At 47.1% G+C, this 23,094-nt stretch carries 23 protein-coding genes, 3 riboswitches and 1 other annotated feature; of the genes, 9 read left to right on the forward strand and 14 right to left on the reverse strand.

The window, feature by feature from the left end:
- Nucleotides 1-34 precede the first annotated feature (34 nt).
- Nucleotides 35-190 (reverse strand): hypothetical protein, encoded by a 156-nt coding sequence (locus BZ167_RS20040; protein ID WP_003154733.1) that lies wholly within the window; start codon nt 188-190, stop codon nt 35-37.
- A gap of 194 nt (nt 191-384) precedes the next feature.
- Here BZ167_RS20040 and tnrA point away from each other — a divergent pair, with 194 nt between their 5' ends.
- Nucleotides 385-717, forward strand: coding sequence for a MerR family transcriptional regulator (gene tnrA / locus BZ167_RS02790; protein WP_003154734.1), 333 nt, complete (start codon nt 385-387; stop codon nt 715-717).
- Between the two features lie 35 nt (nt 718-752).
- Here the strand turns inward: tnrA and mgtE are convergent, their stop codons facing one another.
- The 3 genes from mgtE to BZ167_RS02810 form a co-directional block, all read right to left on the reverse strand.
- Nucleotides 753-2,108 carry a magnesium transporter gene (gene mgtE / locus BZ167_RS02795; RefSeq protein ID WP_033574637.1) on the reverse strand — a complete coding sequence of 452 codons (1,356 nt, stop codon included), beginning with the start codon at nt 2,106-2,108 and terminating at the stop codon, nt 753-755.
- Between the two features lie 234 nt (nt 2,109-2,342).
- A riboswitch (M-box (ykoK) riboswitch) is annotated at nt 2,343-2,508 on the reverse strand.
- A 106-nt stretch (nt 2,509-2,614) separates the two neighbouring features.
- Nucleotides 2,615-2,752 carry a transcriptional regulator SplA domain-containing protein gene (locus BZ167_RS20045; RefSeq protein ID WP_003154740.1) on the reverse strand — a complete coding sequence of 46 codons (138 nt, stop codon included), beginning with the start codon at nt 2,750-2,752 and terminating at the stop codon, nt 2,615-2,617.
- A gap of 87 nt (nt 2,753-2,839) precedes the next feature.
- Nucleotides 2,840-4,102: a glycoside hydrolase family 18 protein gene (locus tag BZ167_RS02810; RefSeq protein WP_033574638.1), complete on the reverse strand. Its 1,263-nt coding sequence runs from the start codon at nt 4,100-4,102 to the stop codon at nt 2,840-2,842.
- A 148-nt stretch (nt 4,103-4,250) separates the two neighbouring features.
- Nucleotides 4,251-4,364, forward strand: a riboswitch (TPP riboswitch).
- A 179-nt stretch (nt 4,365-4,543) separates the two neighbouring features.
- Here BZ167_RS02810 and BZ167_RS02815 point away from each other — a divergent pair.
- From BZ167_RS02815 to BZ167_RS02825, 3 genes are read left to right on the forward strand one after another with little or no spacing between them, the layout of a single operon-like run.
- Nucleotides 4,544-5,143: an ECF transporter S component gene (locus tag BZ167_RS02815; RefSeq protein ID WP_003154744.1), complete on the forward strand. Its 600-nt coding sequence runs from the start codon at nt 4,544-4,546 to the stop codon at nt 5,141-5,143.
- Nucleotides 5,130-6,767, forward strand: coding sequence for an ABC transporter ATP-binding protein (locus BZ167_RS02820; protein ID WP_033574640.1), 1,638 nt, complete (start codon nt 5,130-5,132; stop codon nt 6,765-6,767). Before BZ167_RS02815 ends, BZ167_RS02820 begins: the two co-directional genes overlap by 14 nt.
- On the forward strand, nt 6,742-7,503 hold the full coding sequence (locus tag BZ167_RS02825; RefSeq protein WP_007407220.1) for an HMP/thiamine ABC transporter permease ThiX: 762 nt from the start codon (nt 6,742-6,744) through the stop codon (nt 7,501-7,503). Before BZ167_RS02820 ends, BZ167_RS02825 begins: the two co-directional genes overlap by 26 nt.
- A 45-nt stretch (nt 7,504-7,548) precedes the next feature.
- Here the strand turns inward: BZ167_RS02825 and BZ167_RS02830 are convergent, their stop codons facing one another.
- Complete coding sequence (locus tag BZ167_RS02830; protein ID WP_033574641.1) at nt 7,549-8,382, reverse strand: STAS domain-containing protein; 834 nt, start codon at nt 8,380-8,382, stop codon at nt 7,549-7,551.
- Nucleotides 8,383-8,601: 219 nt separating this feature from the next.
- Between BZ167_RS02830 and BZ167_RS02835 the strand changes: the two genes are divergently transcribed.
- Nucleotides 8,602-9,561, forward strand: coding sequence for a S8 family peptidase (locus tag BZ167_RS02835; RefSeq protein WP_015417323.1), 960 nt, complete (start codon nt 8,602-8,604; stop codon nt 9,559-9,561).
- A gap of 139 nt (nt 9,562-9,700) precedes the next feature.
- Nucleotides 9,701-9,855, forward strand: a riboswitch (SAM riboswitch).
- Nucleotides 9,856-9,938: 83 nt separating this feature from the next.
- A complete protein-coding gene (gene metE / locus BZ167_RS02840; protein ID WP_033574642.1) occupies nt 9,939-12,227 on the forward strand; it encodes a 5-methyltetrahydropteroyltriglutamate--homocysteine S-methyltransferase in 2,289 nt (762 codons plus the stop codon).
- 93 nt (nt 12,228-12,320) lie between these two features.
- On the opposite strand, the gene yeiL is transcribed toward metE, so the two are convergent.
- On the reverse strand, nt 12,321-12,947 hold the full coding sequence (yeiL, locus tag BZ167_RS02845) for a transcriptional regulator YeiL (protein WP_050515818.1): 627 nt from the start codon (nt 12,945-12,947) through the stop codon (nt 12,321-12,323).
- Between the two features lie 81 nt (nt 12,948-13,028).
- Here yeiL and BZ167_RS02850 point away from each other — a divergent pair, with 81 nt between their 5' ends.
- Nucleotides 13,029-14,213 (forward strand): MFS transporter, encoded by a 1,185-nt coding sequence (locus BZ167_RS02850; protein WP_015417320.1) that lies wholly within the window; start codon nt 13,029-13,031, stop codon nt 14,211-14,213.
- 271 nt (nt 14,214-14,484) lie between these two features.
- Entirely contained in the window at nt 14,485-15,528 is a 1,044-nt protein-coding gene (locus BZ167_RS02855; RefSeq protein ID WP_033574643.1) for a BclA C-terminal domain-containing protein, read from the forward strand.
- Nucleotides 15,529-15,547: 19 nt separating this feature from the next.
- On the opposite strand, the gene BZ167_RS02860 is transcribed toward BZ167_RS02855, so the two are convergent.
- From BZ167_RS02860 to BZ167_RS02875, 4 genes are all read right to left on the reverse strand, one after another.
- The gene (locus BZ167_RS02860; RefSeq protein ID WP_015417318.1) at nt 15,548-16,675 is read right to left on the reverse strand and encodes a glycosyltransferase; all 1,128 of its coding nucleotides are present in this window, start codon (nt 16,673-16,675) and stop codon (nt 15,548-15,550) included.
- A gap of 4 nt (nt 16,676-16,679) precedes the next feature.
- Nucleotides 16,680-17,141, reverse strand: coding sequence for a hypothetical protein (locus BZ167_RS02865; RefSeq protein ID WP_031378795.1), 462 nt, complete (start codon nt 17,139-17,141; stop codon nt 16,680-16,682).
- A gap of 21 nt (nt 17,142-17,162) precedes the next feature.
- The gene (locus BZ167_RS20430; RefSeq protein WP_031378796.1) at nt 17,163-17,747 is read right to left on the reverse strand and encodes an alpha-helical endospore appendage domain-containing protein; all 585 of its coding nucleotides are present in this window, start codon (nt 17,745-17,747) and stop codon (nt 17,163-17,165) included.
- A gap of 140 nt (nt 17,748-17,887) precedes the next feature.
- The gene (locus BZ167_RS02875) at nt 17,888-18,298 is read right to left on the reverse strand and encodes an organic hydroperoxide resistance protein OhrB (protein ID WP_015417315.1); all 411 of its coding nucleotides are present in this window, start codon (nt 18,296-18,298) and stop codon (nt 17,888-17,890) included.
- Between the two features lie 75 nt (nt 18,299-18,373).
- Between BZ167_RS02875 and BZ167_RS02880 the strand changes: the two genes are divergently transcribed.
- Nucleotides 18,374-18,883: a MarR family winged helix-turn-helix transcriptional regulator gene (locus tag BZ167_RS02880; protein ID WP_015417314.1), complete on the forward strand. Its 510-nt coding sequence runs from the start codon at nt 18,374-18,376 to the stop codon at nt 18,881-18,883.
- Nucleotides 18,884-18,910: 27 nt separating this feature from the next.
- Here BZ167_RS02880 and BZ167_RS02885 read toward each other — a convergent pair whose 3' ends face one another.
- The 4 genes from BZ167_RS02885 to purU form a co-directional block, all read right to left on the reverse strand.
- Complete coding sequence (locus BZ167_RS02885; RefSeq protein WP_007610880.1) at nt 18,911-19,336, reverse strand: organic hydroperoxide resistance protein; 426 nt, start codon at nt 19,334-19,336, stop codon at nt 18,911-18,913.
- A 113-nt stretch (nt 19,337-19,449) separates the two neighbouring features.
- A complete protein-coding gene (proA, locus tag BZ167_RS02890; protein ID WP_015417313.1) occupies nt 19,450-20,697 on the reverse strand; it encodes a glutamate-5-semialdehyde dehydrogenase in 1,248 nt (415 codons plus the stop codon).
- On the reverse strand, nt 20,694-21,806 hold the full coding sequence (proB, locus tag BZ167_RS02895; protein WP_015417312.1) for a glutamate 5-kinase: 1,113 nt from the start codon (nt 21,804-21,806) through the stop codon (nt 20,694-20,696). Before proB ends, proA begins: the two co-directional genes overlap by 4 nt.
- 69 nt (nt 21,807-21,875) lie before the next feature.
- Nucleotides 21,876-22,089 (reverse strand) — a binding site (T-box leader).
- An 86-nt stretch (nt 22,090-22,175) separates the two neighbouring features.
- Nucleotides 22,176-23,078, reverse strand: a complete 903-nt coding sequence (gene purU, locus BZ167_RS02900) for a formyltetrahydrofolate deformylase (RefSeq protein WP_007407234.1) — start codon at nt 23,076-23,078, stop codon at nt 22,176-22,178.
- Nucleotides 23,079-23,094: the final 16 nt, after the last annotated feature.

Below are 23,094 nucleotides of genomic sequence, written 5' to 3' on the forward strand. Positions count from 1 at the left end.
AAGACGTATAAAGCCATTGTAAAACTTCTGTAGATTATGATGTTTTTCGGTAAAGTCCGTTCTGGACGGCTCTGAGCAGCGGAAAAGCGTGTTCCCCGGCAAGCTGCATGAACGCCTCCAGCATTTCGTCGCGTTTCATATCTAATTCAATGATTTCTTTTGCCAGCGAAACCGCTTTTTCTTTCTCCATTCCTATCCTTCCTCCTCATTGTGTCTGTATAGTAAGCATAAAACGGGGGCACAGGACCATGCATTAACCTTGTCAATTTTTCTGCCGCTTTTTTTCTAAAATTTTCTATTCCGCGTCAGAAAACCTGACAAGCGTCAGGTTTTTTCTCTTTTTTTCTTATATAATATGAGTAAAAGACATCCAGGGGTGGAAAAATGACGACAGACGAACAATCTTACAAAGATAAAAAAGTAATCTCGATCGGCATTGTAAGCGAATTAACCGGATTGTCAGTCAGACAGATCAGATACTATGAAGAACGGAAATTAATCTACCCGCAGCGTTCATCACGGGGAACGAGAAAGTATTCCTTCGCGGACGTTGAGCGGCTGATGGATATTGCCAACAAGCGGGAAGACGGCGTGCAGACGGCTGAGATTTTAAAAGACATGCGAAAAAAAGAACAGGCTCTCAAAAACGACCCGCAGCTCCGCAAAAAAATGCTGGAAGGCCAGCTTAATGCTCATTTTAAGTATAAAAACCGCTGATCAAAAAAGTCCGCCTCCTGTGAGACGGACTTTTTTTATAAAGCATGAAGAAATGCAGTTGCAATGCCGAAATAAATTAATAAGGACAAAATATCGTTCAGCGTCGTAATCAGCGGACCTGATGCAATCGCCGGGTCAATGTTCAATTTATGAAGAATAATAGGGACGATCGTTCCGGCCATCGTACCGATAATCAACGTTGCAAGCAGCGATGAACCGACGACAAAACCGAGCGTTAAGTCTTTCTGCCAGACGGTTGCGACAATCGTAATCGCGATCGCACAGACGATGCCGATATAGATACCGGTTCTTAATTCACGGAAAATCAGTTTAAAGATGGTTTTTTTATTCATTTCTTCTTTAGCCAGTCCTCTGATGACGACGGCGAGTGACTGTGTGCCTGTATTACCCGTCGTTCCCGCGATCATCGGCATGAAAAACGCGAGGGCGACGACTTTTTGCAATGTATCTTCAAAATAATTCAGAATGCTTCCGGAAATCAATCCGATAAACAAAAGCAGAATGAGCCACGGCAAACGGCGGTACGCCGCAACGTACGCTTTCGTATCAAATGTAATCGCCTTACCGGAGGCTGCGAATTTTTCGTAATCTTCATCGGCTTCTTTAATCACGACGTCAATAATATCATCGACAGTGACAATACCGACAAGCACATGATTTTCTTCCACGACCGGAATGGCTAAAAAGTCATACCGCTGGATCAGCCGGGCGACTTCTTCCTGGTCTTGGAGCACCCCGGCCGAGATGACACGTGTAAACATGAGATCCTGCACTTTATCCTCAGGCTCGCCAAGAATTAAATCTCTGTAAGAGAGCACTCCGACAAGCTGCTTGCTGTCATTAATCACGTACAAATAATTTATTGATTCTGCGATTTCTGCAAAGCTTTTCAGCTTCACGACCGCATCTTTTACTGTATAATGCTGCGGAATCCAGACGAAGCGGTTCGTCATCATCCGGCCCGCCGATTCTTGCGGATAGTTCATCAAAAGCTGTACGGCTTTTGATTCCTCAGCCTCCATGCTGGATAAAAGCTGTTCTTTCAGTTCTTCATCCATCTCTTCCAGCAATGCGGCGAGATCGTCGTTATCCATTTTATTCATTGCGAGAGTGGCTTTCGTTTTACCGACTTTATGCAAAACGGCAAGCTGAAATTCCCGCTCCAGCTCTCCGATCATGTCGGTGATGTCATCAACCGTCATATATGACAGATAGCGGGCCCGGTGCTTTTCCGGCATTTCTTTAAACAAAAATGCCATGTCATAGGGCTGAAGCTCATCTATCATGTTTCGGAATTCTTTTATTTTTCCGTCCCGCAATAAAATGATAATGCGTAATATGAGTTCGTCATAGGTCATGTTTTGGACCATCGGGACTCGTACCTCCTTTACGGAGACGCGCCGTCCGTCAAGGGAAGTGCGGCGGTTTGTCTCCTCATCATGTCGTCACTGGTTATCTGGCTGTATATGGGTACTTCTTCTGACATACTCGAATGGGGAGAATCCATACTCCGCACCTCCTTATCATGCTCAGTCGTGTACGTTTTGAGGCATAAAAAAAACCTTCTGATATGAAGGCGAAAACAAGCACGGCAAATAAACGTGCGGGGCCTCCAATCGTAGAGCTTTAGCACTGTATGGCATAGGACAGCCATCCAGCTGCGTTAAGAATCACCTTATGTCGATGATTCCTGTTGACCCATTGGCGTCTTTGGACATTTTTGGGCAGCAGCGTATCTCCATACAGGAGCCTCACCTAACGAAGTTCTTATTTGAATTGACACACTGAGATTACAGAAAAAAAAGGAATGTGTCAACCTTAAATTTGTGATTTCAGCACATGCCTATAAAATAAACGGAATAAAGGCATAAAGCCCTTATTCCGGCAAATCGCTTTCATCCTCTTCTGAAAGGAAATGATAGGATTCATGCAGCATGAGCGCGTACTCCCCTTCTTTTGTCGGATGCGGTACATACTCAGCCTCGTTGATATACTGCTCTTCCCTTTTCTTCATATGACAGACCTCCTGTTCAATTTTAGATTGTCCAAAAGAAGACCCGTTATCATAGGAAAAAAATCACTTGCGGAGCGGGACAAGCAGCTATATTTTTCGGATCGTGAAAAAGTTCCTAAGCAGCCACGGGCCCGGTTTGAAACCGAGCGTTAATTGCCACGCGCCGATCGCCTGCAGTCCGAACTCCCGAACGAGAACCATTTTTTCACTCATGCTCCGCACATCCTCAAACCACACTTCATGCGTTCTTCCATTTTCATCAGTATACCGGAAGTAAGGGGAACGCTCCTGCTGGGAATAACGGATCACTGATTGATGCTTCATGGCCGTTTCCATGGCGCGCTGATTGGAGATGGCGGATCCGATCGTTCCCGGACGGTACGGAATCACCCAATCATACCCGTACAGCGGAACACCGAGAATCACTTTTCTTCTCGGCACCCTGCTGATGGCAAAATTGATCGTTTGCCTGACCTCTGTCAAAGGCGCCACGGGTCCCGGCTCACTGCCGGCGTGGTGCCAGTCGTACGCCATAATGAACATATAATCGACGACGGCTCCGATTCCGCCGTAATCATATCCCCTCAGCCACGGCACTGCATCACTTGTTTTTGCCGGAACCGATATCGTTAACGCGAGCTGATGCTCCGAAAGCCGGGTTTTTAACTGCCGGAGAAATCCTGTGAAGAGGTCCCTGTCAGCTTCTCTGATCCGTTCAAAATCGATATTTACACCGCCGTATCCCTTTCTTACGGTTAAGGAGACGATATTGTTGACGAGATTCGTTCTTGCCGTCGGATTTTGCAGCACTTGATGGGCTAATTCCGGACTGAATCCCCCTTCTGTCAGATTCGTAATGACGGCAAGCGGGCGCACTCTGTTCTGCCATGTGGTTTCTATTGCGGTTCTGTCGTTTAAATCGTTAATGATATCTCCATTCGGGCCAAAATGATATTCAAACAAAGAAATCGCCGAAGAATACGGCGCAAAATCATTAATTAGCTCTCTATCCGCTTCAGGCGTCCGAATGACATAAAATTGCAGGGTTCCCGCAAGATAGTTAGAGATATCAGGGATCTTCACTTTCATACCCGCCCGCAGCCGGTTCGGCGGAATATCCGGGTTTGCCTGCATCAGCTGCATCTGCGGCACATAAGCCTTACCTGCGATAACGGCATACGTATCATTCGGCTGAACCGTATATTCATTAAGAGGGATTAAAAGCGCCTGCCCCGGAACGATATTCGTTTCCTCAAGCCCGTTGACACTTCTGATGCTGTCAACAGGGAATCCGTACTTTCTGCTGATGGAAAATAACGAGTCACCAGACTGCACTGTATGAACAAACATAGATGTCCTCCGTTTCCTTTTGATCAAAAGGGCTCTTCTTATCTTTATGAATGATCATCCGGTCCGATTCCAAACTCTGTTCGGAGAAAGGCTGTTTACAAATCAGACATGATCAACTATGATGATGTCATCATAAAAAACTGTATAGGAAACGCACTAGGGGTGCTGTTATCGGCTGAGATAAAACATGCGGCAGGCGTGTTTTGATCCCTTATAACCCGATCTGGATAATACCAGCGTGGGGAAGTGCAGATTGACCGGAGCGCAGGTTTTTTCCCCATGCGTTTTCGTTCTGCTGCTGCATATTCCCTCGGATATGCAGTTTTTTATTTTTCATTAAAAAACGGGGGAGGACACCGCAATATGAAACTGAATATAAACCGCCTGTAAAATCATCTCTTTCATACATACCACTATCCGATAAGAAAGCAGGAGATCACAATGAAAAATTGGAAAATGAGAGAAATTGTCGTCATGTCCGTCATCAGTGTTGTATTTGCTGTCATTTATTTAGTATCAACTCATGCAAGCAATATAGCGGCAGGGTTTTTCGGCCGGATGAGCTACGAACCGATTTACGGTATCTGGTTTATCGTCTCGGTGATTGCCGCGTACATTATTCAAAAACCGGGAGCGGCTCTCGTTTCTGAAATCATCGCCGCGTTTGTGGAGTGCTTACTCGGAAATCCGTCAGGACCGATGGTGATTCTGATCGGGATCGCACAGGGAATCGGTGCGGAAGCGGTCTTTTTAGCGACACGCTGGCGGGTGTATACCCTGCCCGTGCTTCTTTTATCCGGTATGGGGTCTTCTGTGACGAGCTTCATTTATGACTTGTTCGTTTCCGGATACTCTGTTTTGAATCCGGGTTTATTAGCCGTCATGCTTCTCATCCGTCTGGTCTCAGGTGCGCTTCTTGCCGGCCTTCTCGGCAAAGCAATCAGTGATGCGCTGGCTTACACAGGAGTGCTGAACGGCATGGCGCTCGGAAAACAATTCAAGAAGAAAAAGAAACAGGTGAACCAAGATGCAGGCATCTGAGCCCCTTCTATCGGCCGGCCGTCTTACCTTTTCTTATGATCAGGATGAAAAGCCGATTCTTCAAAACGTGTCCTTTCAGCTCCGGAAAGGAGAGAGGGCTTTATTGCTCGGGCCGAGCGGATGCGGCAAAAGCTCGCTCGCTCTCTGTTTAAACGGTCTGTACCCGGAAGCATGCGATGGGGTTCAATCGGGAACCGTTTCTTTATACGGAACACCTCTTTCACATCTGACAGAGCCCGCCGCCAGATCCATCGGCGTCGTGTTTCAAGATCCGAACCAGCAGTTTTGCATGCTGACGGTTGAAGATGAAATCGCCTTCGGCCTGGAAAATTTGCAATATACAAAAGAAGATATGGACGCAATCATCGATGACGTTTTAGAAAAATTAGAGATCACTCATCTGAAAACGCGAACGATCGCTTCGCTGTCAGGCGGTTCAAAACAAAAAGTGGCGCTTGCCTGTATCATTGCGATGGAACCGGAACTCATTATTTTGGACGAACCGACGGCACAGCTTGATCCATATTCCGCACGTGAATTAGTGCGGCTGATCAAAGATCTTCAAGCAAAAAAAGGCTTCGGCCTTCTCGTTATCGAACATCAGCTTGATCATTGGGCGCCGTGGATGGACAGGACGATTGTCCTTGACGAAACGGGTCAGAAGGTGATGGACGGAGAGACGGACGTTATCTTTGAAACAAAGATTGAAGAGCTGATAGAGCTCGGCATTCCGATTCCGCGTGTGATCTCATTGCAGGAGCACGTCAGCATTCCTTTTACATTGTGTAAAGAAAAGCTGTTTCAAGAATCTGTACCGTCTCTGCCCGAACCCCGGCCCGCCGCGCTTTCGGCAGAAGACGCGCTGAGCGTTCACGAGCTGTCATTCTCAAGAGGGGCAGACGTCATTTTTCAGGATGTGAGCTTTTCCGTAAAAAAAGGTTCAATCACCGCGATTGCCGGCCCTAACGGAACAGGAAAATCCACGCTCCTTTCTGCCGCGGCCAAGCTCATCCGTCCGCTGGGCGGAGACATCAAAATAGACGGCAGACCGATTGATTCCTATTCTGAAAAAGAGCTGCGGCGGCTGATCGGATATGTTTTCCAAAATCCTGAACACCAGTTTGTCACAGATTCCGTCATTCAAGAGCTGATGTTCGGTTTTGAAAGCAGCAGAGCCGCAAAGGAGAAAGCTCTTCAGCTGTTAACCCGATTCGGCCTGAGACGCCATGCCTCACAGCATCCGTTTTCTTTAAGCCAAGGACAAAAACGCCGGCTCAGCGTCGCAACGATGCTTATGCACAATGTGAACGTTTTGATGCTTGATGAACCGACTTTCGGACAGGATGCCAAAACGGCGCGGGAGTGTATGCAAATGCTCCGTGAGATTCAAAAGGAAGGAACGGCTGTTTTGATGGTGACACACGATATGGAACTCGTCTCAGATTATGCCGACACGATCCTTGTGCTCTGCGGCACGAAACTGGTATTCCGGGGAACTCCCGACGCTTTATTTTCTGATAACACCGGGATCGCCGAGCAGGCGCATTTGGCTTTGCCGCTGCGGTATGAATGGATGAAACACGACAGGAGGCGGAGAAATGAACTTGCGGCTGGAGGCTGTTAACCCGTCAATAAAGGCGGCGGCTGTATTGTTATGCGTCATTATGCTGTCGTTTATTTATAATCCGTACACCCCTGCTTTGTTTTATATCATCATTGCGGGAGGCGTCCTCTCGGCGGGGCGTGTGCCGCTGAAAAAATGGCTGCTGTTCACGATTCCGTTTGTCATTCTGGCCTTCGGTTCTTTATGGACAGCCGCCGTATTCGGAAACGTCCCGACAACCGGAAGCAATCTGCTGTTTAAGCTCGGGCCGATTGCCGTCAACAGTGATAACGCGGCGCTCGGGATTTCTATCGCGTTTCGTATTTTATGTTTTTCCGCTTTGTCGATGATGTTTCTTTTCACAACCGATCCGATTCTGTTCATGCTCAGTCTGATTCAGCAGTGTAAGCTGCCGCCCAAGCTTGCATACGGCGTTATCGCGGGGTTCCGGTTTCTCCCTCTTCTGAAAGATGAAATCCTGATCATCCGGCAGGCGCACAGAATCAGGGGCGCGGGGTCTGATTCCGGGCTGAAAGGAAAGCTCTCCGCCTTCAGGCGCTTCACCATTCCGCTATTGGCAGGCGCAATCAGAAAGGCGGAACGCACGGCGATCGCGATGGAATCTAAAGGCTTTACGGGGAGCCGAAACCGCACGTTTTACAGAACTGTTACCGTGCGCCGCGCCGACTGGTGCTTTTTCCTGCTCGTGCTTCTGTTATTCGGCGCAAGCTGGCTCATTTCATTGTTGTTTGTATAAAAACAGGCCGCCGGAGTGATTCGGCAGCCTGTTTTGTTATGTATGTTATTGATGATAATTGAGAGCCTGAGCGAGATTGGACTTGACCGTAATATCTGAGAAATTAATGCCGAGCTGTACGGCGGTTTGAGCGATTTCCGGTCTGATTCCGGATAAAGTGGACGTGACGCCGATCAATTTCAGCGCCTCAATTAATTTAAAAATCTGATGCGCCACCATCGTATCGACAACCACTACACCCGACAGGTCAATTAGCAGATGTTCAATCAGCCGTTTTGCACATGTGCTCAGCGTATTTTCAAGAATGAATTTGGCGCGCTCCGTGTCAATATCGCCGACAAGCGGCAGCAGCGCCGTCCGTTTGCTCAGCGTGATAACCGGCGAGCTTAACTCCAAAATCATTTCTCTTTGCGCATTCAGCTGCATTTTTGAGTTATACTCGGCATGATCGACAAACGTATAAATCGTAAAATCAAATACTTGTACAATTAAATTCTCCCATTTCTTCCTTTCTCCCTGTGCAAACGAAGATTCATGTTTATCGGCAAACGCATTATAATAACTGACGTATAGTCTCCGGTTTCTCATGAATTCACGGACCACATACTGGACGGGAGTATCCAGATGCTTCTGGTCTTTCGCAAGCTCAATCACCCACCGCTCGAACTCTTCTAAAAATTCTTTTTCCGGCATGATATACATTTTATTAATATGCCGGTAAAATTCTTTATCCTGCTCCGTCAGTTCTTCTGTGATGACGGGGTTTGTCAAAGAATAAATCGAATTCGGATCCGAATCTTCCATCGTTTCGATCCACTCTTTCGCAATTTGATCCACTTGTTCTGAAAAATAGCTGTATAATGCTTCACTTATCTTCATATCTCTTCTCCTTTCCCATTTCCAATTATAGCGTCAGCGGATCATGAATGAAAATAAAAGCTGTTAAACTATCCATTTATTTGAAATTTTTTAGTGCGATAGATTACGCCTTTTTTATGAAAATGCTTCAAATGACTCTTTCCGGCCGGCATGCTCTGCCATAAAATAGTAGCAACACCCTTGTATCCACTCGCAAGCATAAAAAAGGAGGGCTTTTTTATGAATGGTGAAATGCATTTGATTCCTTATGTCACGGATGAACAGATCATGGAGGTGAACGAGCTTCCAGAGGGTATTAAAGTGATTAAGGCGCCAGAGTTGTGGGCAAAAGGGTTTAAAGGCAAGGATATTAAAATCGCGGTGCTTGACACAGGCTGCGACATCAATCATCCTGATTTGAAAGACCGGATTGTCGGCGGGAAAAACTTCACCGATGATGACGAAGGCAAAGAAGACGCGATTTCCGATTATAACGGACACGGGACACACGTTTCCGGAACGATTGCCGCCAATGATTCAAACGGCGGAATTTCGGGTGTCGCGCCGGAAGCAAGCCTTTTAATCGTTAAAGTTCTCGGCGGTCAAAACGGCAGCGGCAAATACGAATGGATCATTAACGGCATCAACTACGCCGTTGAACAAAAGGCCGATATCATTTCCATGTCACTCGGCGGGCCAAGCGATGTGCCAGAATTGAAAGAAGCCGTCGCAAATGCGGTAAAAAGCGGTGTTCTGGTCGTTTGCGCGGCAGGAAACGAAGGCGACGGAGACGAGCGTACAGAGGAACTGTCGTATCCGGCCGCTTACAACGAAGTGATCGCAGTCGGATCAGTCTCAATCGCCCGTAAATCGTCTGAATTTTCAAACGCCAACAAAGAGATTGACCTGGTGGCTCCGGGAGAAAATATTCTCTCCACCCTTCCCAACCATAAATACGGGAAGCTGACGGGCACTTCAATGGCCGCCCCGCATGTGAGCGGAGCGCTTGCCTTAATAAAAGGGCTTGAACAGGACGCGTTTCAGCGGACGCTTTCTGAGACTGAAGTCTACGCCCAGCTCGTGCGGCGGACCCTTCCTTTGGACATCGCCAAAACATTGGCCGGGAACGGATTCCTGTATTTAGACGCGCCTGAAGTGCTGATGGAAAGAGCCGAACAGGCACAGCTGCTGTCTTTCTGATATTTTTCTCATATAATGATTGATCAGCTTGTCACATCACTAATTTTTAAAATGTGAGATTTTCTATTGACAGTGATCTGAATAAGCTGATAAGATAACCAACAAATGATGTAACTTTTCAAAAAAATTGAAATATTTTCTCTTATCGAGAGTTGGGCGAGGGATTGGCCTTTTGACCCCAACAGCAACCGACCGTAATTCCATTGTGAAATGGGGCGCGTGATTTTTGCGCCGAGACGAATGTCTCATAAGGCACGGTGCTAATTCCATCAGACGTGATCTGAGAGATAAGAGAGGCTTGCATTTTGAAGTTAAAGCCTCTTTCTCTCATGAGAAAGAGGCTTTTTTGTTACATCTCACTTAAAGGAGGAAACTTAATGACAACAATCAAAACTTCGAACCTCGGTTTTCCGAGAATCGGCTTGAACAGAGAATGGAAAAAAGCGCTTGAGGCTTATTGGAAAGGTAAAACTGATAAAGAAACGTTTCTTAAAGAGCTTGACGGTTTATTCTTATCAGCTGTCAAAACACAGCTTGACCAACATGTCGATATCGTGCCGGTCTCTGATTTCACCCATTATGACCATGTGCTTGATACCGCCGTCAGCTTTAACTGGATTCCGGAAAGATTCCGCAGCATCACGGATCCCGTTGATACATACTTTGCGATTGCCCGCGGTGTAAAAGACGCCGTTTCCAGTGAAATGACGAAATGGTTTAATACCAACTACCATTACATCGTCCCTGAATATGACGAAAGCATTGAATTCCGTCTGACGAGAAACAAACAGCTTGACGACTACCGCCGGATCAAAGAAGAATTCGGAGCGGAAACAAAACCTGTCATCGTCGGTCCGTACACATTCGTCACACTTGCGAAAGGATACGAAGAATCAGAAGCGAAAGCGATTCAAAAACGCCTTGTTCCTCTTTATGTGCAGCTGCTGAAAGAACTTGAAGCTGAAGGCGTAAAATGGGTTCAGATCGATGAGCCGGCCCTTGTGACAGCTTCTTCTGAAGACGTCCGTGCCGCAAAAGAACTCTATGAAGCGATCACAAAAGAGCTTTCAGGACTGAATGTCCTCCTGCAGACATACTTCGATTCTGTTGATGCATATGAAGAACTCGTTTCTTATCCCGTACAGGGAATCGGGCTTGACTTCGTGCATGATAAAGGCAGAAACCTTGAGCAGCTGAAAAAGCACGGCTTCCCGAAAGATAAAGTGCTGGCAGCCGGTGTGGTCGACGGCCGCAACATTTGGAAAATCGATGTTGAAGAACGCCTGGACGCGGCTCTGGATATCCTCAGCCACGCTGATGTTGAGGAGTTATGGATTCAGCCTTCAAGCAGCCTTCTGCACGTGCCGGTGGCGAAACACCCTGACGAGCATCTTGAAAAGGATTTGCTGAACGGCCTGTCATACGCTAAAGAAAAACTGGCGGAACTCGGCGTCTTAAAAGAAGGGCTTCTGTCCGGCAAAGCGGCCGTCAGTGAGCAGATCGAAGAATCAAAAGCGGCACTTAAGGCTTTAAAAGCATTCGCAACAGGAGCGAACTCAGCTCAAAAAGAAGAGCTGAATCAGCTGACGGAAAAAGATTTCTCCCGTCCGGCAAGCTTTGAAGAACGATTGGCGCTGCAGAATGAATCACTCGGTCTTCCCCTTCTGCCGACGACGACAATCGGAAGCTTCCCTCAATCTGCAGAGGTGCGGAGCGCACGGCAAAAATGGCGCAAAAAAGATTGGACGGATGAACAGTACCAAGCCTTTATTAATGCGGAAACGAAGCGCTGGGTTGACATTCAGGAAGAAATCGGCTTAGACGTGCTCGTTCACGGAGAATTTGAGCGGACGGACATGGTCGAATACTTCGGTGAAAAACTGGCCGGATTCGCCTTTACGAAATATGCATGGGTGCAGTCTTACGGTTCACGCTGCGTACGTCCGCCTGTCATTTTCGGAGATGTCGAATTTATCGAACCGATGACGGTAAAAGATACGGTCTACGCCCAATCGCTGACGGAAAAACACATGAAAGGCATGCTGACGGGACCTGTCACCATCTTAAACTGGTCATTCCCGCGTGTGGATATTTCAAGAAAAGAAATCGCCTTCCAGATCGGGCTTGCCCTCAGAAAAGAAGTAAAAGCGCTTGAAGATGCCGGTATTCAGATTATCCAAGTAGATGAACCCGCGCTCCGCGAAGGACTGCCGTTAAAAACGCAGGATTGGGATGAATATTTAACTTGGGCCGCAGAAGCATTCCGGTTAACGACGTCTTCTGTGCAAAATGAGACGCAGATTCATACGCATATGTGTTACAGCAACTTTGAAGATATCGTAGATACGATCAATGATCTTGACGCGGATGTCATTACAATCGAACACAGCAGAAGCCACGGAGGATTTTTAGAATACTTGAAAGAACATCCTTACGTGAAAGGCCTCGGACTCGGTGTTTACGACATTCACAGCCCGCGTGTGCCGGCAACTGAAGAAATCTATCAAATTATTGATGACGCGCTTGAAGTGTGTCCGACTGACCGCTTCTGGGTAAACCCGGACTGCGGACTGAAAACAAGACAGCAGGAAGAAACCGTTGCGGCCTTAAAAAATATGGTCGACGCCGCGAAACAGGCACGAAAAAAACAAGCTCAGCTTGTATAATGAAAACAGCCATCCGCAAATCGCGGGTGGCTGTTTTTTCTGGGCGTGCTATTTATTCTTCAGCGCCTCCGCAAGTTCACTTAGTGAATCATGCTACTTAATTTGATAGCCCCGCCCTTCTTTTTGCAAATACCCTTTTTGGCAGAATTGCGTCAGCACATGCAAGAGATGACGGTAAGATACACCCAAATAATCACAGACCGTTACGTGCTTCTCTTTATAAACCCCTTCATAAGCCGTCTGCAAAATAAAATCAGCCAGCCGGTATTCAAGCGGGAACGCCAGACTTTGTGAATATTTCGAAGCCATAAGCGTCGCCTTAGCACTTAGAAACTTAGCCAACTCACGCAGGAATTTCGCATCCTGCAGCAATTGCGCGCGGCAGCGGTAAATAGGCAGAGCAAAACAAACAGTCTTCGCTGAGGCTTGAATTCCTTTTGTGTAATACACTTCATGTAATAGTTCCATCTCTCCGATGTAATCATTTTTGTTGATAAAATTAATTAAAGAAACTTTCCCGTTTTGATGGGTTACATATATTTTCGCTTTTCCTTCAATCACGTAAAACAGGAAGTCAGGCCTCCTGCCCTCTTGAATAATCCATTCGTCCCGCTCATATTCGCGCACTTCCATAAACTCTCCAGCGGGGAAAGAGAATAAATGCGCGATTGAGTGTTTTTTTAACTGATGCCGCTTTTTCTCGCCTTTATAAATTTCCATCGTCCACCCCAAAAATATGAGATATCTCATATTGTCTTTATGTCTTTACATGATAACATGCCAATTAAAGGAGGAACGGGAATGAAAGCATATCGCTGGATGAGTCTGCATTTTTTTAGTTTTTTTATGACATGGGGTGTTTTTCTGCCCTATTGGACGGGATGGATGGTGCATATAAAAGGGGTTTCCGTATCCGAAGCCAGTTTCATTATGAGCTTGGGCTTGGCGGCAAGAGGGATTTCCACATTATTTTTCTTTCCTTATTTATCAGGAAAATTCAGCAGCAAAGCCTTATTAAACGGCGCCAGAATCGGGACGTTTCTCGCACTTTTATGTTATATTCCCGCTGATTCTTTTCAAAGCCTGCTTCTTGTCACATTAGTGCTGCATGTGTTTTATCCTGCTTTAATGCCTGCTTTAGACAGCGCTTGCGGCGTCCTTGTACAGCATAACGAATTAAAGGCCTATGGGACAAGCCGGCAGTGGGGGTCCGCGGGTTTTGTTTCAGCCGGCGTCATCCTGTCCGTCTTTACAGGTATATTCGGAGATCAAGCGATTTTATGGGCACTGCTTTTAGGCACCCTGATATTCGCATGCCTCAGCTTTATGCATGCGCCAGCTGTTCTTTCAAAACGGCCGGAAACAGACAGCGCAAGAAAAGAGGGCATGTTTGCCTTATTCCGCATCAAATATTTCGGTCTGGTGCTCGCAATCGTTATCTTACTGCAGGCGGCACATGCGTCTTATTACAATTACGGTTATCTCTTTTTGCAGGAAATCGATGCCCCCGCATATGCCATCGGAATCATCATCAACATCGCCGTTATCGCGGAGATTATCTTCTTTGCAATCGCTGACCGATACTTTCATCAATTTACGGCAGGCTCTTTGCTCGCGTTGGCGGCGCTTGGTGCTACCGTACGCTGGATACTCGTATTTGCCTTTCCGCATGTCATCATTTTCTGTATTGCGCAGACGCTGCATGCCTGTTCATTCGCGATGGGACACTATGCATTTATGAAATACTTAATTAAAAATATTTCACCCGCGCAAATCCCGAAAGCCCAAGGCATATATTCAGCGCTTGCTCTCAGCTGGAGCACTGCGGTATTTACTATTTTCGGAGGTTTTTTATATGAAATTGAACCCCGGTATGCCTTTATCGGAATGATTGTTTGTACGATCCCATCCATGCTTCTCGCCCTTTTATACAGAAAACTTGAAATGAAAAAGAGAGTTTTTGCAGGAAACGCACAAGATATATAGCCATCGCTTTATAGACGATCACATGTCCCGCTGTCATTTTGACCGATTTGCGAATGCTGTGCGATGTATTTTCTCTATATTTAAAGTATTTCCTTCATATATCATGAAATCAAAAACAGCGGTATAACCCGCTCAATTGGTTTATAAAGGGAATCCATTCAGAAACTTGGACAGAATCCGTGAATATACTGATACAGTACTGCTTACGCTCATTTCGGGGAACTTTGTTCGTAATAAAATGATTTTCAGCCAACTCATAAGGAGGGACATTGTGTCACAGCCTAATTTGCCCAATATCACCCCTGTCGTTACACTTTCCAGAGACGATACCATTAACCTTCTTCTTTCGTCAATTGCTATGGAAGAGCTGGGAATGGCACATATTCTGAATGCGGAAGGTGAAAAAATCCAATACGCGCTCGGAGCGATTCCCGGATTAACAGGGCCCCCGTCAAGTCTTGCGGATATTCTTAACCTGAATGAGAGCGTCCGGGATACGCTTGACAGCTTAATGAAACAGGAGCTTCTTCTCGGTTCAAAATTGGACAGTATCTCAAATATCCCTACACTGGCGGGGCCGACGGGACCGACGGGAGCAATCGGACCTACGGGGGTCACCGGTGTGGGCCTTCAAGGGATTGTTGCTTTTAATCCGCTGATTGCCCCCACTTACACAACCGGACAGGTTGTCTTGTATAACGGAAGCTCTTACGTCGCAAACGTAAACAGCCCGGCGGGAACCCCTGGAGCCTCAGCTGACTATACACTTTTAGCTGCGGCGGGAAGCACCGGCGCTACTGGCGGTACCGGGCCGACCGGAAGCACCGGCGTTACTGGCGGCACCGGACCGACCGGGAGTACCGGCGCTACTGGCGGCACCGGACCGACCGGAAGCACCGGAACAAGTCTGACAGCAACTTCCGGCTATGCGAGCAATACGGGCGGCGGTGTTGTCGCAGTTATTGTCGGCGGCACGACCATTTCCTTACCGAATGAACAAAACCTTTCGGCAGATATTACGGCTAATGCCGCAAATACCATATTTACCGTTGCTCCGGCGGGACGGTACTATATTTCCTACCATATTAATTTAACGGCCGGCTTGCTTGTAAGTTCGCGTATTTTAATCAACGGCACTCCTCCTGCAAGTTCGATTATCGCCCCGGTCGCGTCTTTGGCAAACTTTAATAACTCCTTTATTGTGACTTTGCCAGCAGGCAGCACCATCCAGCTTCAGCTGTTCGGATTATTGAGTACGGCCACATTGCTTGGAGGAAGCGTCGGTGCAGCTTTAAACATTATTCGATTATCTTAATGGAACATGCAAAAAAGGATCAGGCGTTTGTCCGCTGATCCTTTTTTAATTGAGACAGAAGTTCTTTCGCGGGTTTAAATTGAGGATTGAACTTCACCGATTTTTTGGCGTAAGCGATGGCCGTCATATCATGGTTTAATGCAGCATGGCATTTCGCCATATAATAAAAGGCTCTGAAATCGGCGGCACCTTTTAAAATGAAGTGATCAGCGTTTTCTCCTTCAACCTGCGTTCCGTTATCAAATGCTTTGATTGCCGCTCTGTACTTTTCCAAATGATATAATACAAGGCCTTTATAATAATGAAGATTGCTGTAATCAGGATATAGCTTGAGCACTTTTTCAATCCCTTGTTCGGCTTCTTCATACCGTTTGAGCTCAAGCAATATTGTATATTTCAAATAATACAGGAGAGACGGAGGCATTCGTTTTTCGCTTAAAAATTGGAAAATTGAGCCGTTGACAAGATGTAATGCTTTTTCATAGTCTTTGATTCTGTAGCATTCACTTGCCAAATGATAGACAAGCCACGGATCAGGATTTTCCTCTGAAAGCTCTTCATTTAAAATGCTGATATTCCGTTTATGTTTTTGCTTGATCTTTTCTTCCTGCTCCAAGTAGCCGTAGTGATGAATCACACATGGGAGCGTGAAAAAAGCATTGTTTTCTTCCTCATTGGAAGCCGAGATATTCTCGTGAATTCTGCCTTGATACAGAAGGCCTTTATGATTGCGGAACAGTCTCGGCTGCATGCTTTCAAACGCTTCGTTTTCATCGAGCTGCTTCCCCGTATAATTGATGATTTTCAAAAGGCCCCGGCTCGGTAATCCGTCATGAAGCAGCGAAGTTAAAAAACGGCCCGTCTCCTGATCGAGCTCTTCATCCGCGTCAAGCACTAAAATCCAATCTCCTTCGGCATGCTGCAGGGCGTAATTTCTGGCCTTTGCGAAATCATTCTCCCATTCGAAATCAAACACTCTTGCCTGAAAGCTTTTGCATATATCTTTTGTATTATCTTGTGATCCGGTGTCTGCGATGACGATCTCATCAACGATGTCTTGTACACTTGATAAACAACGGGAGATGTATCTCTCCTCGTTTTTCACAATCATGCAAAGAGTCAGTTTACATTCAGCATTTCCGCTCATTTTCTCACCTTTCCCGATTTTGGAGTTGTTGATTGAACCAAGGCCGTTCAGGAGTGCCGTTCATCGTGATGATGACAGGCCGCACCCATCTGACGGCAGGTTCGGCAGTTTCCGTATTCCATTCCTGAAGCTGCCTGACAGCCCGCTTCGTAATGGGATGCGCCCGGAATTCGCGCGGGCTTTCAAAAATGAATTTTTTCGTTCGTTCCGTCACTGTCTTCATCTCATGAAAGTGCCGCTCATACATCTGCTTCTGCTCTTCTTCCAGGCTGATCATTAAAAACAGACGGCCGCCTGTTTCCATCTGCCAGCGGCACAATGCGGAGAACAGCCTGATTTCTTCTTTGTAATTTGAACCCCTTCTTTTATCCACGGTCACAGATAATATATGTAACAGCGCAATCGTGAGACAATGCATGGCTTCAAAAGATGCCTGTTTCGCTTTTGAGATGCTTGAATACGGCATGTGCTTCACCCGTCTCTTTTTTTATGAACGATCCCCGCCTTTTTTCTTCCAACCGCAGTCCTCACAATCCCCGCACTCACAGCAGCCAATGCGCCCGTAAAACAGGCCGTCACACGGATCTTCCGGATCACTGGGATCGTCTGGATTCCACGGGTCATCAGGATCGCCCGGATCACTCGGATTACTTGGGTCGTCCGGATTCCACGGGTCATCAGGATCGTCTGGATCACTCGGATTACTTGGGTCGTCCGGATTCCACGGGTCATCAGGATCGCCCGGATCACTCGGATTGCTCGGGTCGTCCGGATCCATACAGACTTCAGAATCCTGTAAGAAGATAATGTCCTCAAGCTTCGTCTGCAAAAGGAGTTGTGATTTCATGACGGTGCGCAGGAGCCGTTCAGTGCTTCTATTGATTGATGACAATTCCTCCAAGGAGGGATCGCCGGAAGCGCCGAGAAACATTTGAATCCTTTCCGCTTCCGCCTGCAGAATATGGGATAGTCCGATTTCTTCCATAGCCACGGATGAAAGAAGGAGGTTCAGGGTCTCACATCTGGAGAGTGTAATGTCGGGGGTGATGTTCGGTATGTTTGGAAGAGACATCGATTTCTCCCTCTTTTCTCTTGGTGTCATTATGCAAAAGTGCTATATCGTATTCATATTCCGGGAGAGAAGAGATCATTACTGATGTTTTCGTTAATAAAATATCCCGGATATAAAATCCGGGATATTCGTTCGTTGAATTATTTTAATTCAAGTTTGACGTCTACATTTCCTCTTGTTGCTTTTGAATACGGACAGAACTCGTGAGCGGCGTGCACTAGCTTCTCCGCCGTTTCTTTGTCAAGATCTTTTGTATCAATGACGAGCGTTACGCCGATTTTGTAACCTCCGTCACTCTCATCTTTTAAAAGGCTGACCTGTCCTTCAATTTCAGAGGTCATGTCGATTTTTTGTTTTTGGGCGGCGAGCTCAAGCGCTCCCCCGAAGCAGGCAGCATATCCTGCCGCAAAGAGCTGTTCAGGGTTTGTGCCGGTTTCTCCGTCTTTTTTTGCATTCGGCATGATGATGTCAAAATCCAGCACCCCGTCTTCGGATTTAATATGTCCTGCTCGTCCGCCGACTGCGGTCGCTTTTGCAGTAAATAATGCCATTATTATCAGCCTCCTCATTGTACTTACTGTATATATTGCCCCTGCTCATATTTTTAAACATGATTGGAATAGGAAATGGGCCGTTTTTCGGCTACAATAGGGGTAACGTTAACAAACAAAGAGTTGGTGAAAGAAGTAATGGCAGAAAAAGATTTTGAACATATGAAACTGGAGAATCAGCTTTGTTTTTTGCTGTACGCAAGCTCAAGGGAAATGACGAAACGGTACAAACCGCTGCTTGATAAGCTCAACGTAACTTATCCCCAATATTTGGCGCTGCTTTTATTATGGGAGCACGAAGAACTGAATGTGAAACGGATGGGTGAGCTTTTGTACCTGGATTCCGGAACGCTGACACCGATGCTGAAACGGATGGAGCAGCACGGAATCATCATGAGAAAGCGGTCGGCTGAAGACGAGCGATCCGTGACGATCAGGCTCACAGATGAAGGACGGGCCTTGCAGAAAACAGCGGCGGATATCCCCATTGCCATGCTGGAACAGACGGGACGGTCAAAAGAGGAATTAAAGCAGTTAAAGCAGTCGCTTTATGAGGTTTTGAATACGCTGCACGGCAAAAAATAAGGATGCCCCGAATGGGCATCCTTATTTTTATTCTGCTGCCAGAAGCTTCACTTCAATATTTCCCGCTGTCGCTTTTGAATACGGACAGACACCGTGCGCTTTTTGGATAAGGGCTTCAAGCTCCTGTTTATCAATGCCGGATGCTTTGACCTCAAGCGTAACGCCTAGTTTATATCCTTGGTCTGCTTCATCTTTCAGCAGACTGACATGCGCAGTGACCTCTGTTTCAATACTCAGACGCTCTTTTCTCGCTACGAGCTGAAGAGCGCTGTCAAAGCAGGCTGAATATCCTGCGGCAAACAGCTGTTCAGGGTTTGTAGCATGTTCGAGCTTTTTTGCTCTTGGCGTTCCCGGCATGGCAACATCAAGATTCAGCACTCCGTCAGAAGACGTGACTTTCCCTTCACGTCCGCCGGCGGCTGATACGGTTGCAGTAAATAATGGTTTTGTCATGTGAATTCACCTCTATTATATTGCGTACAATTTAATTTTACACAATATAATAGAGACCGTCAATCTTTCCGCATAAAAAAAGCCTACCCTTTTTGAAGGATAAGCTTAAAAGATTATACGCGGATTTGTCCGTTTCCTTTGATGATGATTTTTGTAGATGTTAACGCCGGAAGCCCCATCGGCCCTCTCGCGTGAAGCTTTTGCGTGCTGATGCCGATTTCGGCTCCGTATCCGAATTCAAAACCGTCCGTAAACCGGGTTGAAGCATTATGATACACGGCGGCGGCGTCAACGGCGGTCTGGAAGTAAGCCGCATGCTCGGCGTTCTCCGTCAGAATGGCTTCTGAATGGTTTGTGCCGTACTGCTGAATGTGGCGGACCGCCTCCTGTACGTCCTGCACCGTTTTCACACTGAGAATCGGCGCCAGGTACTCCGCTCCCCAATCGGCTTCTTCTGCTTGTTTCGCTTGAGGCTCCAGTCCGCAAATCACCTGGTCTCCTCGGAGCTCCACCCCTTTTTCTGTCAGCTGATTCAGCAGCTTTCGTCCGTGTTCTTCGGCCCATTTTTCATGAATCAAAAGAGATTCAATCGCGTTGCAGACCGAAGGACGCTGTGTTTTGGCATTGATGACGACCTCGCTTGCCATTTGAGGATCTGCTGACTCATCTATGTACACGTGGCAATTGCCCGCTCCGGTTTCTAAAACGGGTACGGTTGATTCCCTGACCACAAGATCAATTAAATTTTTACCGCCGCGCGGGATCAATACATCCAGCCCGTCATTTAATGTAAAGAGCTGTTTGGCGGTTTCTTTGCTTGTATCTTCTATGAGCTGAACGGCATCAATCGGAAGCTTTGACAGCCCCAGAGCGCGTTTCATCACACTGACAAGCGCTATGTTGCTGTGGATGGCGGAAGAACTTCCTCTGAGCACAACCGCGTTTCCGGTTTTCAGGCAGAGTGTGGCCGCGTCTACGGTAACGTTCGGTCTGGCCTCATAGATCATGCCCACTACTCCAAGGGGCACGCGGATTTTTTCAATGGATAATCCATTCTCTTTTTGAATGGTCTCCAGCGATTCACCGACGGGATCTTCAAGACCGATCAGCAGTTCCACGGCGTCCGCGATATCGAGCAGGCGTTTTTCATCAAGAGTCAGCCTGTCAATAATGTCAGGTGTCAGTCCTCTGTTCCGTCCCGCTTCAATATCTTTCTGATTCTCTGTTAAAATCAGCCGGCGTTCATTTCTGAGTCCGTCTGCAATACATTGGAGCGCTTCGTTTTTTTCAGCCGTCGTTTTCATGACCATTTCGGCAGCCGCTTCTTTTGCCAAGGCTGCTTTTTGCAATACTTCACTCATTTGTGTTCCCCCTCGTCAAATAAATTCACCCAATCATCTCTGTGAATCACTTCCACCTGCTTCGTTCCTGAAAGCTGGTCGCTCCGCTTCCCTTTGGCTTCTAAAATTTCATCGGATGAGTACTGCGTCTGCCCTTTGCCGATCATGCCGCCGGGCCCTTTGACTTCCACTACGGCCCCTTTCGGAAAACTGCCGCAGACATCGGCGACACCGGCCGGGAGGAGACTTGACCCGTTATGGATCATCGCCTGCTCCGCTCCCCCATCAATGATGATTTCCCCTGATATCGGAGAATGAAACATGATCCATTGCCGTGTATTATTCACTGAGGACAGGTCTTTATCGCCGATATAAGTGCCGTCGCCTTTTCCGTCTAAAATCACCATCAGTTTTTCCCGTCCGGAGCCGGTTCCGATAAATACCTTCACCCCGAGCGACAATGCGGTCTGGGCGGCGAGAAGTTTTGACTTCATACCTCCGGTGCCGACCTTTGAGCCTGCTGATCCGGCATATCCGAGCAATTCTGGTGTGATGTCATTCAGATAGTCGAACCGCTTTGCGTCCGGGTTTTCATTCGGATTGGCATCGTACAGCCCGTTAATGTCTGTGAGAATCATTAATTGGTCTGCATGAATCAAACCGCTTACAAGCGCCGACAGCATGTCGTTATCACCGAACGTCAGCTCTTCGACTGATGTGGAATCATTCTCATTAATAATCGGCACGACTCCACGCTCCAACAGTTCCATTACAGTGGCATAGGCGTTTCTGTACCGCTCTCTTTTTGAGAAATCATTTCTTGTTAATAAAATTTGTGCCGGCGTCAGACCGTATCTTTTTAAATGGTCCATATATTGCTGCATTAAAAGCGTCTGGCCGACTGCGGCAGCTGCCTGCTTTCCTTTTATCGTAACAGGTCGCGACGGATAGCCGAGAGCGGAAAAACCCGCTGCCACCGCGCCTGAGGTAATGAGGATCACTTCATGCCCGTTTTCTTTTAATAAAGAAATGGCTTCCGTATGTTCCTTGATTTTTGCTTCATCAATACTTCCGTTACTGTTGGTGAGCGAGCTGCTCCCGATTTTCACAACAATTCTTTGTTTTTTCATCGTTTCTCCTCCGTGGCAATCAATCCAAACCGGCTCCCGTCAATAAAAAAAGCCCATTCCGTCCTGAAAAATAAGGACGAAATGGGCTTTCCGTGGTACCACCTTGTTTGAACGCGTTTTTCACGCGTCCCGCTTTCCTGTAACGCCAGGTTATCGCGCCTGAGTTTTCCCCTCAGGACTCCAAGGCAGGTTCGGCAGGTTTCATGCGGCAAAATGTTTCAGCGGGCCATTTTGCTCTCTGTCACAGAAAGTTCTGCGTACTGATCCTCTTCAACGCTCAATGATTTTTTTATATTATGCAAAGAAAACAGGTTCTTGTCAAGACATTTTCATCCATAAAAAACAGTCCGCCTCCCCGGCGGACCGTCATTAATTAAATACGATCGTTTTGTTTCCGTGAACGATGACGCGGTCTTCCAGATGCCATTTTACGGCTCTTGCCAACACGCTCCGCTCAATCGTTCTGCCGATATTCTTCAGATCCTCTGCGTGATCTCTGTGATCGACGCGTTCAATATCCTGTTCAATAATAGGCCCTTCGTCAAGATCGTCCGTCACATAGTGAGAGGTCGCGCCGATTAATTTCACTCCGCGCTCATAAGCCCGTTTATACGGATTAGCGCCGATAAAGGCCGGCAGAAATGAATGGTGGATGTTAATAATCCGATTCGGATGGGCAGATACAAAATCAGACGTCAAAATCTGCATGTAGCGGGCAAGAACGATCACATCAATCTTATACCGCTCCAGCAGCTCAAGCTGGCGCCGCTCCACTTCGGCGCGGATGTCTTTGTTAGCTTTCATGTAATGGAACGGAATATTCAGCGGTTCGACCACTTCTTTGGCCTCTTCGTGGTTGCTGATGACGACCGCAATTTCGGCCATCATATTGCCGCTTTGCCATTCCCAAATCAGTTCATGAAGGCAGTGCAGCTCCTTCGATACAAAGATCGCCACCCGCTTCAGCTCACTTGCCAGAGACAGGCTCCATGTCATGCCGAATGTCTGGGCGATTGAGGCGAACGCCTGCTGTAAGTCCTCTTTTTTCTCACGAATGCCCTTGCAGTCGAATTCGATCCTAAGAAAAAACCGTCCGCCTTCAGGGTCAGTCGTGTATTGATTTGATTCAATAATGTTTGCGCCATGTTCAAACAAAAACGCGGACACAGCCGATACAATTCCCGGCTGATCGGGGCAGCTGACAAGCAGGCGCCCTTTTTCCTCATTCCCGCGGCGGTATTCTTTCAGCCGCTGTGTCATATATGAATTCATCTGTTTTAATCCCTCG

Source organism: Bacillus sp. 275 (assembly GCF_001999205.1).
Lineage (GTDB): Bacteria > Bacillota > Bacilli > Bacillales > Bacillaceae > Bacillus > Bacillus velezensis.